The sequence below is a fragment of the Porticoccus sp. Uisw_050_02 genome (genome assembly GCF_047729555.1).
Taxonomy (GTDB): domain Bacteria; phylum Pseudomonadota; class Gammaproteobacteria; order Pseudomonadales; family Porticoccaceae; genus Porticoccus.
In genome coordinates, this window is the sequence record NZ_CP159825.1 from 1,000,222 (window position 1) to 1,016,925 (window position 16,704).

General features: G+C 41.9%; 16 protein-coding genes. 5 read left to right on the forward strand and 11 right to left on the reverse strand.

Features of this window, described 5'->3' with window-relative positions; genetic code table 11:
* Positions 1 to 8: 8 nt before the first annotated feature.
* The 6 genes from ABXT41_RS04800 to fabV form a co-directional block, all read right to left on the reverse strand.
* Entirely contained in the window at positions 9 to 821 is an 813-nt protein-coding gene (locus tag ABXT41_RS04800; protein ID WP_415390390.1) for a class I SAM-dependent methyltransferase, read from the reverse strand.
* Positions 822 to 1,357: 536 nt separating this feature from the next.
* Positions 1,358 to 2,119 (reverse strand): MBL fold metallo-hydrolase, encoded by a 762-nt coding sequence (locus ABXT41_RS04805; RefSeq protein ID WP_415390391.1) that lies wholly within the window; start codon positions 2,117 to 2,119, stop codon positions 1,358 to 1,360.
* Positions 2,120 to 2,122: 3 nt separating this feature from the next.
* The gene (gene bamC / locus ABXT41_RS04810) at positions 2,123 to 3,172 is read right to left on the reverse strand and encodes an outer membrane protein assembly factor BamC (protein ID WP_415390392.1); all 1,050 of its coding nucleotides are present in this window, start codon (positions 3,170 to 3,172) and stop codon (positions 2,123 to 2,125) included.
* Positions 3,173 to 3,206: 34 nt separating this feature from the next.
* Positions 3,207 to 4,088, reverse strand: coding sequence for a 4-hydroxy-tetrahydrodipicolinate synthase (gene dapA / locus ABXT41_RS04815; protein ID WP_415390393.1), 882 nt, complete (start codon positions 4,086 to 4,088; stop codon positions 3,207 to 3,209).
* Between the two features lie 121 nt (positions 4,089 to 4,209).
* Complete coding sequence (lpxL, locus tag ABXT41_RS04820) at positions 4,210 to 5,139, reverse strand: LpxL/LpxP family Kdo(2)-lipid IV(A) lauroyl/palmitoleoyl acyltransferase (RefSeq protein WP_415390394.1); 930 nt, start codon at positions 5,137 to 5,139, stop codon at positions 4,210 to 4,212.
* Positions 5,140 to 5,192: 53 nt separating this feature from the next.
* Positions 5,193 to 6,380 carry an enoyl-ACP reductase FabV gene (fabV, locus tag ABXT41_RS04825; RefSeq protein WP_415390395.1) on the reverse strand — a complete coding sequence of 396 codons (1,188 nt, stop codon included), beginning with the start codon at positions 6,378 to 6,380 and terminating at the stop codon, positions 5,193 to 5,195.
* 191 nt (positions 6,381 to 6,571) lie between these two features.
* On the opposite strand from fabV, the gene ABXT41_RS04830 reads away from it, so the two are divergent.
* The gene (locus tag ABXT41_RS04830; RefSeq protein WP_415390396.1) at positions 6,572 to 6,967 is read left to right on the forward strand and encodes a DoxX family protein; all 396 of its coding nucleotides are present in this window, start codon (positions 6,572 to 6,574) and stop codon (positions 6,965 to 6,967) included.
* A gap of 127 nt (positions 6,968 to 7,094) precedes the next feature.
* Positions 7,095 to 8,198 (forward strand): phosphoribosylaminoimidazolesuccinocarboxamide synthase, encoded by a 1,104-nt coding sequence (locus ABXT41_RS04835; RefSeq protein WP_415390397.1) that lies wholly within the window; start codon positions 7,095 to 7,097, stop codon positions 8,196 to 8,198.
* Here ABXT41_RS04835 and alr read toward each other — a convergent pair.
* The 4 genes from alr to ABXT41_RS04855 all read right to left on the reverse strand — a co-directional run bounded on the left by alr (position 8,191) and on the right by ABXT41_RS04855 (position 11,918).
* Positions 8,191 to 9,285, reverse strand: a complete 1,095-nt coding sequence (gene alr, locus ABXT41_RS04840) for an alanine racemase (protein ID WP_415390398.1) — start codon at positions 9,283 to 9,285, stop codon at positions 8,191 to 8,193. The genes ABXT41_RS04835 and alr overlap by 8 nt on opposite strands.
* 83 nt (positions 9,286 to 9,368) lie before the next feature.
* Positions 9,369 to 10,226 (reverse strand): aminotransferase class IV, encoded by an 858-nt coding sequence (locus ABXT41_RS04845; RefSeq protein WP_415390399.1) that lies wholly within the window; start codon positions 10,224 to 10,226, stop codon positions 9,369 to 9,371.
* A gap of 18 nt (positions 10,227 to 10,244) precedes the next feature.
* The gene (gene gloA, locus ABXT41_RS04850) at positions 10,245 to 10,634 is read right to left on the reverse strand and encodes a lactoylglutathione lyase (RefSeq protein ID WP_415390400.1); all 390 of its coding nucleotides are present in this window, start codon (positions 10,632 to 10,634) and stop codon (positions 10,245 to 10,247) included.
* Positions 10,635 to 10,697: 63 nt separating this feature from the next.
* Positions 10,698 to 11,918, reverse strand: coding sequence for an argininosuccinate synthase (locus tag ABXT41_RS04855; RefSeq protein WP_415390401.1), 1,221 nt, complete (start codon positions 11,916 to 11,918; stop codon positions 10,698 to 10,700).
* A 224-nt stretch (positions 11,919 to 12,142) separates the two neighbouring features.
* On the opposite strand from ABXT41_RS04855, the gene pyrC reads away from it, so the two are divergent.
* Together pyrC and rnt are read left to right on the forward strand one after the other, a co-directional pair.
* Complete coding sequence (pyrC, locus tag ABXT41_RS04860) at positions 12,143 to 13,183, forward strand: dihydroorotase (RefSeq protein ID WP_415390402.1); 1,041 nt, start codon at positions 12,143 to 12,145, stop codon at positions 13,181 to 13,183.
* Positions 13,184 to 13,211: 28 nt separating this feature from the next.
* A complete protein-coding gene (gene rnt, locus ABXT41_RS04865) occupies positions 13,212 to 13,823 on the forward strand; it encodes a ribonuclease T (RefSeq protein WP_415390403.1) in 612 nt (203 codons plus the stop codon).
* Between the two features lie 79 nt (positions 13,824 to 13,902).
* Here rnt and ABXT41_RS04870 read toward each other — a convergent pair whose 3' ends face one another.
* Positions 13,903 to 14,202 carry a 2Fe-2S iron-sulfur cluster-binding protein gene (locus ABXT41_RS04870; protein WP_415390404.1) on the reverse strand — a complete coding sequence of 100 codons (300 nt, stop codon included), beginning with the start codon at positions 14,200 to 14,202 and terminating at the stop codon, positions 13,903 to 13,905.
* A gap of 210 nt (positions 14,203 to 14,412) precedes the next feature.
* Here ABXT41_RS04870 and ABXT41_RS04875 point away from each other — a divergent pair, with 210 nt between their 5' ends.
* Positions 14,413 to 16,704: an NADP-dependent malic enzyme gene (locus ABXT41_RS04875; protein WP_415390405.1), complete on the forward strand. Its 2,292-nt coding sequence runs from the start codon at positions 14,413 to 14,415 to the stop codon at positions 16,702 to 16,704.

Consider the following 16,704-nt stretch of genomic DNA (forward strand, 5'->3'; position numbering starts at 1 on the left):
GGTATTTTTCAACTAGGTAATTTTTTTAGCGGGTAAATATCAAATCTAGTTGATTTTCCTTTCAGAGAATACCCGGGTTGTTGATTCGCCAAAAATGGTGCATGGGCTGATCTTTTCACTACAACACGGTATCTTGCCTTTTCTTTTGCCAAAGCAAGGAGGCTGGATCCATCATCATCTGACCCCAGCAACTGGTGCAGTAGTTGCATTTCTTTTTTTACTTTGCTTGATTTTTCTCTACATGGAAACATAGGATCAAGATAAAAAACATCAGGCCTCGATGTTTCTTCGAGACCCCTTAGGTAAAAATCCGCATCTCCATGCACCAGAGAAATACGTTTCAATATTTTCTCCAAATCAGTCCCTGTATCCGTTACCTCGCTTCTTGCCCTAGCAAGCCCATCATGAAGCAGAGCCGAGACTACCGGATTTCGCTCAATCATTAACATTTTTACCCCCAATGAGGCTAAAACAAAGCCGTCACCGCCTAAGCCAGCAGTTAGGTCTACCACAAACGGTTTATATCCACCATTTGATACTCCTACAGCTTTTGCGATATCTTGATTTTTTCCTCCCCCATACAAACGACGGTGATTTGCTGTGCCGTTAATAAAATCACAACGTACAGGTCCGGGAGAGTTTTTACCTAACCCCTGTATAGCTAAACCAAGGTGGCTTAGGACCAGAATCGTCCCATCCTTCATCTTATCAATTTTTTTGTATTCTAAGACAGGTAAACTAAGATCTGCAGCAATTACACAAGCTGAAGATTCGAGTCCATCCAAAAATGTTACGCACAAGGGCATGCAACTTTTATTCATAAAATAGTTCATTTTGTAGTGCTGTAATTTTATTTACCTGTAATGTGTAAAGAAAAAAGAATATATTTTTCATGAAAACTATCGCTGATATAACTTATTTTATAGTACAAATATTCACCCCAAAAACCAACCTGCGCGCAGGGGACAAGGATAGAGAGAAATTTAGCACTAATCCGCAAACCCCAGGAGAGACAACTATCGAATTTTTATTGATTATCTATTGTTTTTTGATGCCGTAAAGTTACCCACAATATCTGTGGATAACTTTGTGGATTACCTCAATAAAACTCAGTAAGGGCCACTCGCTTTGGGAGCCTAAGTTAAATTGGTCATTTTTTAATCAACTAAAAATATTTAATAAAAACAATAACTTATAAAATTAAATTCTAATATCAATAACTTAGGTTGTTGTTTAAAAAATCATAAGAAGCAATCGGTATGATTGTGGAAAACCTCTCATACTATAAAAAAATGTTAGCAAAACAACTAGTTATAAGCCTCTTAGTTCGCCCAAGAAAATCTTATTTATTTGTATGCTATATTTTCAGCTTAACCCAAAGAAAACCCTCATCCTGTGTTGCGTAAGAAATAGATGCAAGTTGATTGCCTACTTCAGAAATAGCTGCCCTTACAAGAGAAACGCTATTATTTTTCTGGCTAATATGTCCAATCACTAATTGCTGTAACTGAGAAAGCTGTATATTTTTCAAAAAATACAGCATTTGCGCGTTATTCAAATGGCCCCAGGCACCACCCACTCTTTTCTTCAGAGCACTAGAATAGGGTCCATTCGCAAGCATACGTATATCGTGATTTGATTCCACAATTAACCCATCGCATTGCTTGTAGCACTCAATAACATGTCGCGTTACAGTACCCAAGTCAGTCAGAATCCCAAGAGTCAAGCCCTCCGCTCTAACTACAAACTGAACGGGCTCACGTGCATCATGCGCAACAGGCACAGGGGTTATCTGAAGCTTTCCAATAAAAAAATCTGAGTGGGTATCAATTAGCGTTAAGCCTGCTTGAGGGTCGCCTTTTAAAAACTTGCTCGTTCCAGAAGTCATCATTACAGGAATTTTATATTTTTTTGCGAGAGGAAAAACACCTCGAATATGATCAGAATGCTCATGAGTAACTACAATCGCATTTATATCTTCAGGCTGCAACCCCAAAAAATCCAGTCTTCTTTCTGTTTCCTTTATCGAAAACCCACAATCAATCAGAATCACAGTGTCGTCACATTGCACGACTGTACTGTTTCCTTTGCTGCCGCTACCTAACGAAGAAAATCTCATAAATCAAGAAAGATTTCCACGTATAATTTTTAGCAATTTAATACTTAAAAGCTGTTCAAGAGGCTTATTATTTCTGTCTGTAATACGCACCTCAACACTATTTTTCTCCTGTGTAACTTTTACTTTATACTTAAGGGCGTCTGGCTCTTTTTCTTCCTTGCGGCTATCGAGAAAAGTATTCACTAGCCCAAGTATTGACTCATCTTCACTCACCGTAATCACCTCGACAAAATCTGTCAAAAAATACCCTTCCGACTGATCTTGGCCTGCAACGGAAAACCCGCCCAAAGAAAGAGATTGCAGCAAGCTATTCCAACTGCGTGCATAATTTAATTTTAATTCGATATAAGGTGCTGAATTTTTAGGAACAATAACATTGACCTTTGAATCGCCTCCAATATTCTGAGCAAGTAGCGATACAGAACTGCCGGTGATGTCAGCAGCCATTGCGTTAGCTATTATCTCGGTAAATTCCTTCTCTCTTGAGATGTTCATTGAGCCTGTTGGCCACTCACCAATCGAGCCGTCTGCCCCTAAAGGCGCCTGCATTTGGATTATTCTGACCTCGCTACTACTAACACCGACACCCGGCAAAATAACAAAACGAAATCTATGGCTATACTCAGTATCGTCTTTAAACTCCAACCATCCTGTCTCCAAAATCCCTTTGGGGGGGTCGATTTTTGCAGTTGGGACCGCGCTCCTCGTCAAAATACTTCTTAATCTAGGCCAAATCTCAGCAGGAGGCTTGTTGATCGAAATCCAGCGTTTGCCAGAGAAGGATACTATGTCGACAGTCTGTGTAAATAGCTTTTCTGAGAGAGGTTGAGGTCTTGGAGCATTAAACGATTTTAACGGAAGCCCAGAAACAGGTATATCTGGAACAACATATAATTCACCCAAAGCAGCTTCAGATGGCGCCTTCATGGGAGGAATTTCCGAAGATTGAAGATAGTCATTAGCGCGATTGCGTATTGGGGCATTGCTGCCGCTACAAGAAGTGATAGCCAGCACCGCTGAAATCAACATCACTAATTTTATGTTTGATGCCATTAATCATACTCCAATTTTTTGTAGAATTTTCTTGCTAATTCAAAAGCCCGGCTAATGTCAATGCTTTGGAGACCTGGGCTTTTAGCTCATGTGATAGTTCAGTGAGAGGTAACCGAATGCCATGTTTCATTAACCCCATTTCAGCTACAGCCCATTTTACTGGAATCGGATTAGATTCAACAAACATAGCGTCATGGACTAAGGAAAGAAATTTATTTATATCGCGAGCTTCATCGGTAACCCCAGCCAAAGCAAGCCTGCACATATCAGCCATTAGACGTGGCGCAACATTAGCGGTCACAGATACGTTACCATGTCCGCCCATTAATATTAGCTCTACTGCTGTAGAATCGTCTCCAGAGTACACAGCGAACTCTGGGGGGCATGTTTCAATAAGTTCTCTCGCTCTACCCAGGTCACCAGTAGCATCTTTGATCCCAATAATATTTTCAATTTCCGCTAAACGACATACTGTACTGGGAAGCATATCGCATGCAGTTCGGCCTGGAACATTGTACAAAATCTGCGGTATATCTACCGACTCAGCAATAGCTTTATGGTGGAGATAAAGCCCTTCTTGAGTTGGCTTGTTGTAGTAAGGGGCCACCAACAAACAGGCATCAGCACCAGACTCTTGAGCACGATGCGTCCACTCGATGGCCTCCTTTGTGCAGTTTGCTCCAGTGCCTGCAATTACAGGGACGCGTCCAGCTGAATCTTCAACAATAGCAGCAATGGTCGCCATATGCTCCTGCACATCGAGAGTGGGCGATTCTCCTGTAGTTCCAACCGCTACAATAGCATTTGTTCCCTGTTGAATATGCCATTCGACCAGGCCCTTAAGGGAATCCCAGTCAATCTCAAGACCACTAGGAATCATGGGTGTTACCAAAGCAACAATGCTGCCGGTGATCATATAGCTCCTCGATGCATGCTCACAAAAATTTTAAAGTCTTATGGTACTGACACCAACCAAGCAGAACAAGCATTTGCTGATGATTTTGACTAGTATAACTGCCCTTCAGTGATCTTTTGTCTTATCTTTTCTTGGGGTATGGTCTTAATTCTCCCGATGGGCGCGTCTTGAATCTTCTATGCGCCCACAAATATTGGTCAGGTTGTTCGAGAATCATAATTTCAACCCTCCTATTAATCATTTCCGCGCTAGCCACTTCATCATCGCATGGAAAATTTTTCAATGGTGGATGCACTACAACCTTATACCCCTTGTTGTTGGGTAATCTTACATGGGAAAAAGGAAGTACGGCAGCATTACCCAATGTCGCAAATTTGGCAGTTGCCGCTACAGAGGCCGCCTTCATGCTAAAAAAATTGGCAAACACGCTCTGCTTAGGGCCATAATCCTGGTCTGGGGCATACCAAATAATTCTTCCTTGTCGCAGACCTTTCAATATTCCCCGGACATCATCGCGCGTATAGACCTCAGATTCTGAATTTCTTACAAGCCGGCCTTTTTTCTGAAAATAATCATAAACAATGTTTTTGTGCGGACGATACATACCATCAATTCCATGTCTTATCATAAGAGCCGAAGCTCCGACCTCGAGAGTTGTGTAATGAACAGCCATTAATAGGGCACCCTGACTTTGCAGGGCATGAATATGCTCCACCCCCTCCACATGAGTAATATCTTTCAATCGTTTTGTGGGCCACCACCAAGCGATTCCAACTTCAAAAAATGCCATGCCGTAGCTAACGAAATTATCACGCAAGAGTTGCAGACGAGCTGCTTCCGGCATATCTGGAAAACAGAGTGTCAAATTAATTTTTGCTATCTCATAACGATAGCCGCCAACAAAATGCAGAAATAATCCTAGCTGCCGCCCTAGCCCCATCATTACAGGATAGGGGAGGATTACAACCAGCCTCCAACACCCAAATCCAAGCCATGTTAGCCACAGTCTGGGGTGGAAATGCCTCCACATAAGCTGCTGCTTACTTTTCATTAATCACCAAAAATATACTTGCAAGATTAATAGGTTCTATAGGTAACTTAAGCTCAAACTAAATTTTTTATTTCAACCACAGGATCAACATCGACATCGTAATCAATACTCGCTACACCGAAACCAAATAATTTAAGGAACTCACTTTTATATCCCTTGAAATCAGCAAGTTCAGGCAGACTGGCTGTAGTGACCTTAATCCAAGCATTTGCGACCTTCTCCTGCACTTCAGGACGAAGCTCTAACTCGTCAACTCTTAATCGACCTTCTGCATCTAAACGAGGTTCCGCAGCGCAAAGGCACTCTGTGTAAAGTCGATAGAGCTGCTCAATGCAGCCTTCATGAGTACCATTTTCCTTCATCACCTTAAACAATAGTGAAAGATAAAGAGGCATGATTGGAATTGCAGAGCTGGCTTGAGTGACCACAGCCTTCAAAACTGACACTCGAGCATCCCCTCCTGTAACAGAAAGCATCGCTCGAATACCCTCTACTTTTTTATCTAAATCTTTTTTAGCGCGCCCAATAGTGCCATTCCAATAAAGGTCCCATGTAGCTTTTTCGCCCACATAAGTAAATGCCGTAGTGTTAGCATCTTTAGCCAAAACTCCAGCATCATTGAGTGACTTCATCCACATTTCCCAATCCTCGCCCCCCATCACTGCAACAGTTTGATCAATATCTTCTTCACTAGCAGCATCAAGGCTAAACTCTTGTATCTCTTCTTTATCAGTATTAATACCACGCAACGTAACATTTTTTCCAATGGGTTTCAGTGTCGAATTAAACACCTCGCCAGTTTTTGGATGCTGTCTGCGGGGGGATGCCAAGCTGTAAATAACAAGATCTATCTGACCAAGATCAGCTTTAATGATTTCAATTGTTTTTTGCTTGATCTCATCAGAAAATGCATCCCCATTAATACTTTTAGCATACAAATTATCCAATTCAGCATACTTGTGAAAAGCAGCTGAATTGTACCAACCAGCTGTTCCAGTTTTTTTCTCACTACCTTCTTTTTCGAAAAATATCCCCAGAGTAGCAGCACCGCTTCCAAATGCAGCACCAATACGAGCAGCTAATCCATATCCTGTGGAGGATCCAATTACCAATACGCGTTTTGGTCCGCAAAAAGACCCCTTACCTTTAATGTAGTCAATTTGCTCTTTGACATTCGCATCACAGCCTAACGGATGCGTAGTAATACACATAAATCCACGAACTTTTGGCTTGATAATCATTCTCAATCTCCACGGAAATACCCAAGCAGGCATATTGTCAGTTAAATGAGGTACTATGATACCTTGTAGTGATATGACCACCAAGACATCAGGTCACCCTAAAAAAATAAAAAATGGTCTAGCAAAAATTCTCTTTTTCAATAAAACTAACACCTCAACATAAATTTTTAGCTCTAAGATAAGGTAAAGCCATGCTTCATAGTGAATCTCTCGCCAAGTTATCCCTGCGTTTAGCTGTGGGAATATTGCTCCTATTTCACGGTATAGATAAAATAATAGACCCTTCATCAATCGAAAAAATAGGAGAAAATCTAGCAGATTTTAACCTGCATCCTCTCCTGTCTTACGGTGTCTACTTAGGCGAGGTGCTTGCTCCCCTGATGATCATCATTGGCATTAAGACACGCGTCGGAGCATTTATAATAGCTATTAATATGATATTTGCCATTCTTCTATTTCATAGCCATCAGTTGTTACAAACCGACAATTATGGTGGTTGGGCTCTAGAGCTTCAGGGCTTTTATCTTATTGGAGCAGTAATAATTTTTCTACAAGGCAGTGGGCAATATGCGGTCAGGCCAAGCTAGATTCTTAATTTTAGCGCCAAGAGGTCGAAATATGTAACAACGCAAGCATCATCTGGTAGAATTTCGTGCCAAAAAACTCAATTATGAGAAGAATAACCAAAAAGATAACAAAATAGGATGATTTAGAGTGGCCCTTGCTGACAAAATACTAGCTATTAACAATGATCTGCCCATACGCACAGATAGACCAATTCATAGCGGAAAAGTCCGTTCAGTCTATTCACTCACACCCGAAGATAGTCAGCGACTAATAGAAGAAAAGGGCTACAATTTAGCCCCTGATGCTCCACTAGCAGTCATGGTAATTAGCGATCGAATTTCTGCTTTTGACTGTATTTGGCATGGAGAGAAAGAGATGAACGGAGTGCCAGGGAAAGGGGCCTCGCTTAATGCTATTTCTAATCATTGGTTCAAGTTGTTCCGCGAAAAAAATTTAGCTGATAGCCATATTCTTGATATTCCCCACCCCTTTGTCTGGATAGTACAAAAAGCAAAGCCTTTAATGATTGAAGCCATATGCAGGCAATATATTACTGGCTCTATGTGGAGGGCATATTCTAAAGGTGAGCGTGAATTTTGCGGGATCCAGATTAAAAATGAACTAAAAAAAGACCAGAGACTCGCTGAGCTTTTGATTACACCATCAACCAAAGGAATTTTAAAAGGCCTGCCGGGTATACCTGAAATAGATGATGTCAACATCACTCGGGCTGATATGACTTCTAACTATCAAGCTTTAAATTTTAAAAATATCTCTGATATCAATCTTTATGAGACATTGCTAACGCAGGGTTTTGATGTCATAAGTGCTGAACTAGCTAAGTTAGATCAAATTTTTGTGGATACAAAATTTGAATTTGGTTACATTACAGACAAAAAAGGAAACGAGAAGCTAATCTATATGGATGAAGTTGGTACGCCTGATTCTTCAAGAATTTGGGATGGGCCCAGCTACAGAGATGGAAAAATAATAGAAAATTCAAAGGAAGATTTTCGTCAGTTACTGCTTAACTATTTCCCTGATCCTGATATATTATTAAATAAAGATCGTATGGATGAGCGCCAAGCCATTGCTAGAGACACCGAACTGCCAGAAGAAATGCTAATGGCTGTATCAAAAACTTATGCTTCTATTGCCGAAAAGATTACCGGTGAAAAAATAGGTCTATCAGAGAATCCCAAGACTGAGATCATAGAAATACTCAGAAAAGAATATGGTTTGATTACCTAGTATAATCTTCCGTATAAAATCGAGGGGTGCGAGAAGGCATCCGTGCGAGTAACTCATAACTAATAGTGCCAGAGCTTTCGGCAATCTCATTAACAGAGAGCTCTTTCCCCCAAAGAATAACTTCATCTCCCATCTCTACAGATGGAAGATCTGTTACATCTACCGTAATCATATCCATGGAGACCCTGCCAGCTAAGGGGCATCGTTGTCCGCGAATCAATACCGGCGTACCATTTGATGCACTAAGGGGATAGCCATCGCCATAACCTATTGCCACAGTAGCAATAATTGTCTGACGGCGAGCTGTCCAAGTGGCGGCATAGCCAACCGTTTCTTCGGCTTCGATAGAACGAAGAGCAATAACTTCAGACCTTAGCGTCATTACTGGTTGCAAGGTAGTGGATTCATCCTGATGTGATGTAAATGGTGAACTTCCATAAAGCATGAGACCCAATCGATTCCAGTCTGATCTCGTTTGTGGCCAGTCCAGCAACCCTGCTGAATTAGCAAAACTGGTAGGCACGGAGAGCCCATTCATTGCTTCATTAATGCGAGCTAACTGTATTGCTGTGAAGTCATTATTTGCATCATCAGCACAAGCAAAGTGGGTAGCCAAAACAATATTTTTTGTCACATTACTTGAAGCCAATAGCTCTTGATAGGTGGTTAGCAAATCTTTTGGGGCTATACCAAGACGATGCATCCCTGTATCAACATCAATCCAAACATCTAACGGGGAAGGGAGTTTGGCGCCAAGTATGGCTCGTTTTTGGCTTTCATTGACTAATGAAAGAGAAAATCCATATTTTGAGGCGAGCATAACCTCATCATCAGAAAATGTGCCTTCAAGTAAATGAATTGGATTTTTAACCCCACCGTCACGAAGCTCGACGGCCTCTTCTGTCGAAGCAACGCCAAAAGCTGCCACAACATCCTTAAGGGCTTGAGCAACAGCTAGCGCGCCATGTCCATATGCATCAGCCTTAATAACTGCCATCGTTTTAGAGCAAGGAGACAGGCTGTTGGCTAGACTGCAATTATATCTCAATGCATCCAGATCAATTAATGCTTTAGTGGGACGAGACATAATGCAGGTAACACTCCTTCGCAACCGTTTATAGACACTTATCGCATAAGCGAGCTTACATAAAAATAGAAAAGCTAACTATCTTAATAGCCTCTTTTCCCGATAGAGTAAATTTTTTGCGCGGCCAACCATACGTCTCCAACCTCACCGTTTCCGATTGTCTTGCCATCAACCTCAATAACTGGAATTATCTCTTTAGAAGAACTAGTCACCCAAACCTCGTCAGCAGCAAACACCTCATCCATTAAAATAACTCGCTCCTCAATTTGCATGGAGTCATTTCTTCGCAAAAGATCCAGTAAGATGTGTCGGGTAACTCCTGGTAAAACGTGGTTATCTAGCGATGGTGTAGAGATTACTCCATTTTTAACTATGTAGGCATTACAGGTACTGCCCTCTGTCAATTCATTGTGGTCATTATAAAGCAGCGTCTCGTTAAAACCTTTTTGATGTCCGTGTTGGAAATGCATAACATTGCCTAATAATGCCGTAGACTTAATTTGACAACGAGCCCACCGAAGATCGAGGCTTGTAGCCACTTTGTAAGGGGTCACCTTCGACTTGCTTGCCGACTGCTCCGGATTAATTTCAAAAGAAAAAGCAAAAACTGTTGGATCAATATCTTTTGTATAAGCATGCGAACGTACAGGAGCTGTGCCTCGACTTACTTGCAAGTAAATGCCCAAATTACCAAGACCATTCTTTTCAAGAAGGGCTTTACACACCTTCATCCATTCGTCATGAGGCCATTCCAATCTAATGCCTATTGCAGACATATTCCTATTCAAGCGATTGATGTGAAGGTTAAATCCAATTATCTCGCCGTTGTATGAGGGCAACACCTCGTAAATACTGTCCCCAAACAGAAACCCTCTATCCATTGGTGATATTTTAGCTTCCTCCGCAGGAAGATAAGCATGGTTCAAAAAAACTATACTCATTCAATACCCACCAGATAGTTATGCTTCATCTTCGGACAATAACTCTATTTTATAGCCATCAGGATCTTCCACAAAAGCCAACAAGGTACTGCCATGCTTCATGGGTCCGGGTTCACGCACAATAACCCCACCAGAAGCTCTTATCTGCTCGCAAGCGCTATAGACGTCTCGCACCCCAATAGCAATATGCCCATATCCATCGCCTAGGTTGTAATGGTCTATATTCCAGTTATGGGTTAACTCAAGAACAGTACTAACTGATTCGTCGTCATAACCCAAAAAAGCTAATGTGAATTCACCTTCAGGATAATCTTTCGTTCTCAGCAACTTCATGTCTAGAATATTAGTATAGAAATACACAGACCGATTGAGATCTCCAACACGCAACATAGTATGTAGTAAGCGCATATCTTGAATTTTCTCCGGCTAAATACTTTTTAAACAGCCCAGGAATGGACCTTATCGTAAACATCAGCCTAGTTTTCGGCCCTTATTTGCAGCAATCCTTAGGCGTAACGCATTCAGCTTTATAAAGCCCTCAGCATCTTTTTGATCATAAGCTCCATCGTCATCCTCGAAGGTAGCAATTTTTTCATCGAATAAACTATCTTCCGACTTACGACCCACTACAACAACATTGCCTTTGTATAGCTTCAATCGCACGGTTCCGTTAACTACATCCTGTGTAGCATCGATCAGCCCCTGAAGCATTGAACGTTCTGGTGACCACCAGTATCCGTTATAAACAACCTCTGCATATTTAGGCATCAAGCTGTCTTTCAGATGCGCCGATTCGCGATCCAAGGTCAGTGATTCAATGGCCCTATGCGCACGCAACATAATTGTGCCGCCTGGGGTTTCATAGCAACCCCGAGACTTCATGCCAACATAACGATTTTCAACTATATCCAGCCTACCTATACCGTTGTCGCCACCCACTTTATTTAAATAGGTTAGCACTTCTGCCGGAGACATGGACTGGTCATTAATTGCAACAATATCTCCTTTTTCGTAACTGAGCTCTACATAGGTAGGTTTCTCAGGCGCCTTCTCTGGAGAAACCGTCCAACGCCACATATCCTCTTCTGACTCCATCCATGGATCTTCTAAAACCCCACCTTCATACGAAATATGCAGTAAATTTGCATCCATTGAGTAAGGTGATTTTTTCTTTTTCCCAGAAAAATCAACAGGGATTTGATGGGTTTCACAGTAATCCATCAGTTTTTCTCTTGAGTTCAAATCCCATTCACGCCACGGGGCGATCACCTTAATTCCTGGCTTTAAAGCATAAGCGCCTAGCTCGAAACGCACCTGGTCATTCCCCTTACCTGTTGCGCCATGGGATATGGCATCAGCGCCTACTTCGTTAGCAATTTCAATTAATCGCTTGGCAATTAAAGGGCGTGCAATTGAAGTGCCTAGCAAGTATTCGCCTTCATAAATAGCATTTGCACGAAACATGGGAAATACGTAATCGCGAACAAACTCTTCACGCAAATCATCTATGTAGATCTCTTTAACACCTAAAGCTTCAGCTTTGAGTCTTGCAGGCTCTACCTCCTCCCCCTGGCCAATATCGGCTGTAAAAGTTACCACCTCACACTGATATGTTTCTTGCAGCCATTTGACAATTACTGAGGTATCAAGACCTCCAGAGTAAGCTAAAACCACCTTCTTGATCTCGGACACTATAAATAAACTCCTGATTAGACAACTTTGACAACCACCAATACTCACTATTCTAATATGCTGTTGACAAGTTTCACAGCAAACAAGCGATAATAAACACAGAAAACAACAAGCATACCAATAAGAAAGGTTATAATTATGTGCTACTTACTATAAAGCATATCTAAATTCCGGTAGCATTCAGTACCGAATCTAACTAAAAAATGATTAGAAGCGCAGCAAAAATGACAAATAAAATACAGCTAACAATCACTCGACCAGATGATTGGCATGTTCATTTGCGAGACAATGAAGCGTTAATTCATACTGTGCCAGACGCTGCACGATACTTCGGCAGATCTATTGTCATGCCTAATTTAAACCCGCCAGTGATGAATACAAAGCAAGCTATGGCTTACCGTAATCGTATCTTAGAGAGTCGGCCGGCTGGTTCACTATGGCAACCCATGATGGTCTTATATCTTACTGACAATACAAAGCCAGAAGAAATCAGCCAAGCTAAAGCCTCTGGTCAAATCTTCGCATGTAAGTATTATCCTGCTGGCGCCACCACAAACTCTGATTCAGGGGTCACAAAACTAAGCAACATCGCCTCCGTTCTTTCACAGATGGAAAAAGAATCAATACCCTTGCTGCTTCATGGCGAAGTTAATGACCATAACGTTGATATTTTTGATCGCGAGGCTGTTTTCATAGACCAGCAGTTACAAAAACTAATCCATAATTTTCCCGAACTCAATATTGTTCTTGAGCATATTTCCTCAAAGGAAAGCGCGCAATTTGTAGCTGAAAGACCTCATGGGTTGGCTGCAACCATTACCCCCCAACATCTTCTATATAACCGTAACCACATGCTTGCAGGTGGAATTAAGCCTCATTACTACTGCTTGCCTATTCTGAAACGAGACGTCCACCAAAAAGCACTAATTGCTGCGGCTACTAGCGGCGATCCTAGATTTTTTCTTGGAACTGATTCCGCGCCACATACAACATGCAGTAAAGAAAATGCATGCGGTTGCGCCGGCTGTTACTCAAATCATGCAGCCATTGAGTTCTATGCAGAAGCCTTTGAGTTAGCTGGAGCTCTTGATAAGCTTGAAGGTTTTGCTAGCCATCATGGTCCGGACTTCTATGGACTTCCTCGCAATATCGATACTATCACGCTAAAAAAAATGCCCTGGAAGAATCCTACTAAATTACCTTTTATGAAAAATACAATCACCCCGCTTGGGGCAGGCGAAATGAGGCAATGGCAAGTAACATAGCCTGACAACTAACTTAAGTGGCGGACTCATGCATCAATTAATGTCGGACAGATTTAGGGGCTTCTTGCCCGTTGTAGTCGATGTGGAAACAGGTGGCTTTAATTCCGAAACAGATGCCCTTTTAGAAATTGGGGCCGTCACTCTCTCCATTGATGATGAAGGTATATTGAGGCCAGACTGTAATATTTTTCACTCGGTGATTCCATTTGAAGGATCAAATATTGAACAAGCCGCTCTCGATATAACAGGAATTGACCCAAATGACCCTTACCGCATAGCCTTAGATGAAGAGGAAGTGTTAAATTTATTTTTTCAAGAAATTCGTGATGCAACCAAAGAGGCTCGCTGCAGTAGGGCTGTTCTGGTTGGCCATAATGCTCATTTTGATCTCGGTTTTTTAAACAGCGCTGCCAAACGAAATAATATCAAGCAAAGCCCATTCCATAGTTTTTCATGCTTTGACACAGCTACATTAGGCGGTCTAGCTTACGGACAAACAGTTTTAGCGAAAGCATGCAAGGCTGCAGACATAGAGTTTGATAATAGTGAGGCTCATTCTGCACTATATGATGCAGAAAGAACTGCAGAATTATTCTGCAAGGTAGTCAACAAGTGGGGCGAGCTCGGAGGCTGGGATTAATCAGAAAATTATCTACATACAACATGCTGGTAAGCGTCCTAAGCAGGCCTAGGTTTATCAATACTGCGATTTAGGTAGCCTAACTACCAATCCGTCTAACTTTTTTAGTTGCTACTATTTGACAGCTCAGTCGATTATTGGTCTGGGGGTCAACAACCATTTCTAGCATGATTTTTTCTGCGTCACTCGCTTCCCCCACTCTGCCCACCCAATCTTCATCGACATAACAGTGACAAGTCCCGCAAAGGCATTTCCCTCCACATTCAGCTAGAATTTCGTCAATTGTAGACTCTGCTGGACTCTGCATCACCGAATTATCAAGAGCTAGCTCGATCTCATATTCGTCACCATTAGATTCAATATAATGGATAAGCGACATACTTTTTGCCTCGTACCTGTTGCTGATAACATTGTTGCTTACATCATAAATCTATATTCAAAGCATAACCCCCCAGTAACTCAATAATTAAAATTAGAATAAGGCAATTTTCTTAGGAATAATATTCACTCTCGCGTTAGAATATCGAATTCTCAGGGTATTAGAATTTAACCCAAAATTACCCTGATCCTTAAATTACGAGAAAGAACGATGGACGATTCATTCAAAGAAAGATCTCTTCGCTATCATATGGAACCCTCGCCAGGAAAACTGGAAATCCGACCTACCAAACCAATGGCTAATGCGCGCGATCTAGCCATGGCATACTCACCAGGAGTAGCTTACGCTTGTGGTTATATTGTAAAAAACCCTGCAGACGTAGATAAAGTTACTGCTCGCGGCAACCTTGTCGGTGTAATCACCAACGGGACCGCAGTTTTGGGTCTTGGAGACATAGGACCCCTAGCATCGAAACCTGTGATGGAAGGAAAGGCAGTTTTATTTAAAAAATTTGCCAATATCGATGTATTTGATATCGAAATTGACGAGCTTGATACAGATAAATTCATAGATATCGTTGCCTCGCTTGAGCCAACTTTTGGTGGTATCAACCTAGAAGATATTAAAGCCCCTGAATGCTTTCTTATTGAGCAGAAATTAAGAGAGCGAATGAACATACCTGTTTTCCATGATGATCAGCATGGAACAGCCATTGTGTCGGCTGCAGCCATATACAATGGTCTGCGAATCGTAGAAAAAAATATAGAGGACATAAAAATTGTTGTGACTGGCGCTGGCGCGGCAAGTATTGCCTGCGTAAACCTTCTTGTAACGATGGGTCTGCGCAAAGAAAATGTTCGAATGATTGACCGTAATGGCGTCATATACAAAGGTAGAGGGGTTGGAATGAACCCCTGGAAAGAAGATTATGCAGTTGAAACCAGTGATAGAACCCTTGATGACGCTATAGCAAACGCCGATCTATTTTTAGGCCTGTCTGGTCCAGGAATTCTAAAAGCAGATATGGTCAAAAAGATGGCGCCCAATCCATTAATACTTGCTATGTCTAACCCAACGCCTGAGATTATGCCCGAATTGGCTAAGGCTGCTAGACCTGATGCCATCATAGCAACAGGCCGCTCTGATTATCCAAATCAAGTCAACAATGTTCTCTGTTTTCCTTTTATATTTCGGGGTGCCTTAGATTGCGGGGCAACCACAATCAATGATGAAATGAAACAAGCTTGCGTAAAGGCTATTGCCGATCTAGCTCACCGAGAAGTTTCGCCGGTAGTTGCTAAAGCCTATGTCGGAGAAGACCTCAAATTTGGCCCAGATTACCTTATTCCTAAGCCGTTTGATCCTCGTCTTATTGAAGAGATACCCTTAGCCGTTGTCAAAGCAGCCATGAAAAGTGGTGTTGCCACCAGACCAATAAAAGACCTTCGAGCATACCGGAATAAACTGCATAGCTACGTCAATCGTAGTCAGCTATTTATGCAACCTATGATCGAAAGAGCCCGAAGAAATCCGCCAAGAATAGCCTATGCTGAAGGTGAAAATAATGACGTACTTCGGGCTATGCAAGGTGTTATTGACGAAAAAATAGCCACGCCAATATTGATTGGTCGGCCCGCTGTAATTGACCGTAAAATCAAAGAAATGAACTTACGCATCACCCCGGGTGTTGATCTGCAGATCTTTAATCCTGAGGATGGCGATCATCATGAAAATTACTGGCGGCATTATCATAAATGTGTGGGGCGTGCTGGTATTTCTGTGGAAACCGCAAGGAACTCAATACATACAGACAATACAGTGATTGCATCTATCATGGTGGCATTGGGAGATGCTGACGGATTAATCTGCGGAAAATCTGGTCGCTATGACCAACATCTCAGCAAGATTACAAGTATCATTCCTCCGCGCAATAACAACAGCAGCGTTTCATCTGTTTGCATTTTACTATTGGATGATGGGCCGCTATTTCTGGCTGATGCATTTATTAATGTAAATCCCACTGAAGAGCAGATTGTTGATATCACAAAAGATGCGATCAATTTTGTAAAAGGATGCGGCGTCACGCCCAAAGTCGCTCTACTATCACACTCCAACTACGGAACGTATGACGACCAGTCAGCTCATAAAATGAAACGAGCTGCGGAAAAACTTCGCATTGAAATTTCTCATACTGAAATTGATGGTGAAATGCATGCTATGTCTGCTCTCAATGAAACACTCAGGGAGACTATTTGTAATAGCACCAACATTACCGGAAGAGCAAACGTATTGATTATGCCAAACATGGATGCTGCAAGCATAGCTCTGGGTTTGATCCGCTCGCTCACCAATGCTCGTCTTGTAGGGCCTTTTCTTAATGGTCTAGAAAAACCAGCACATATATTGATACCTTCGGTCTCAGGGAGGGGAATTTTAAATACTACAGCTATGATGGGGTCGGATTTTTTCACCACAGGTGATCAAGTGGAGACTGAGAGCTAA

Excerpts from the sequence above, each read along its gene's own strand:
- ABXT41_RS04805 (WP_415390391.1), bottom strand. The coding sequence starts at position 2,119 with ATGAGATTTTCTTCGTTAGGTAGCGGCAGCAAAGGAAACAGTACAGTC.
- ABXT41_RS04800 (WP_415390390.1), bottom strand. The coding sequence starts at position 821 with ATGAATAAAAGTTGCATGCCCTTGTGCGTAACATTTTTGGATGGACTC.
- rnt (WP_415390403.1), top strand. The coding sequence starts at position 13,212 with ATGCATCAATTAATGTCGGACAGATTTAGGGGCTTCTTGCCCGTTGTA.
- ABXT41_RS04870 (WP_415390404.1), bottom strand. The coding sequence starts at position 14,202 with ATGTCGCTTATCCATTATATTGAATCTAATGGTGACGAATATGAGATC.
- lpxL (WP_415390394.1), bottom strand. The coding sequence starts at position 5,139 with ATGAAAAGTAAGCAGCAGCTTATGTGGAGGCATTTCCACCCCAGACTG.
- fabV (WP_415390395.1), bottom strand. The coding sequence starts at position 6,380 with ATGATTATCAAGCCAAAAGTTCGTGGATTTATGTGTATTACTACGCAT.
- ABXT41_RS04830 (WP_415390396.1), top strand. The coding sequence starts at position 6,572 with ATGCTTCATAGTGAATCTCTCGCCAAGTTATCCCTGCGTTTAGCTGTG.
- ABXT41_RS04845 (WP_415390399.1), bottom strand. The coding sequence starts at position 10,226 with ATGAGTATAGTTTTTTTGAACCATGCTTATCTTCCTGCGGAGGAAGCT.
- pyrC (WP_415390402.1), top strand. The coding sequence starts at position 12,143 with ATGACAAATAAAATACAGCTAACAATCACTCGACCAGATGATTGGCAT.
- ABXT41_RS04875 (WP_415390405.1), top strand. The coding sequence starts at position 14,413 with ATGGACGATTCATTCAAAGAAAGATCTCTTCGCTATCATATGGAACCC.
- alr (WP_415390398.1), bottom strand. The coding sequence starts at position 9,285 with ATGTCTCGTCCCACTAAAGCATTAATTGATCTGGATGCATTGAGATAT.
- gloA (WP_415390400.1), bottom strand. The coding sequence starts at position 10,634 with ATGCGCTTACTACATACTATGTTGCGTGTTGGAGATCTCAATCGGTCT.
- bamC (WP_415390392.1), bottom strand. The coding sequence starts at position 3,172 with ATGGCATCAAACATAAAATTAGTGATGTTGATTTCAGCGGTGCTGGCT.
- dapA (WP_415390393.1), bottom strand. The coding sequence starts at position 4,088 with ATGATCACCGGCAGCATTGTTGCTTTGGTAACACCCATGATTCCTAGT.